The organism is Aeromonas genomosp. paramedia (assembly GCF_023093515.1).
Lineage (GTDB): Bacteria > Pseudomonadota > Gammaproteobacteria > Enterobacterales > Aeromonadaceae > Aeromonas.
Map to the genome: position 1 here is coordinate 1 of NZ_JAAROG010000069.1, position 260 is coordinate 260.

The window sequence follows — 260 nt, forward strand, 5'->3', positions numbered from 1 at the left end:
ATGGTGCTGATACCCAGAGTCGAACTGGGGACCTCATCCTTACCAAGGATGCGCTCTACCAACTGAGCCATATCAGCACACTAACCGGTAAAGACCGCACTGTGTGCGCTATCTAAATCTTCTGTCCAACACGACCTGACGTCGTATCGCGACCAACCACATCGCTGTGATTGCTTAATTGAAGCCTGGCAGTGTCCTACTCTCGCATGGCGAATGCCACACTACCATCGGCGCTACCGCGTTTCACTTCTGAGTTCGGC

The 260-nt window shown here is 53.1% G+C and carries 1 tRNA gene; it reads right to left on the bottom strand.

The features are described 5' to 3' along the window. Window position 1: 1 nt before the first annotated feature. Window positions 2-77, bottom strand: a tRNA-Thr gene (locus HB860_RS22090). Window positions 78-260 lie beyond the last annotated feature (183 nt).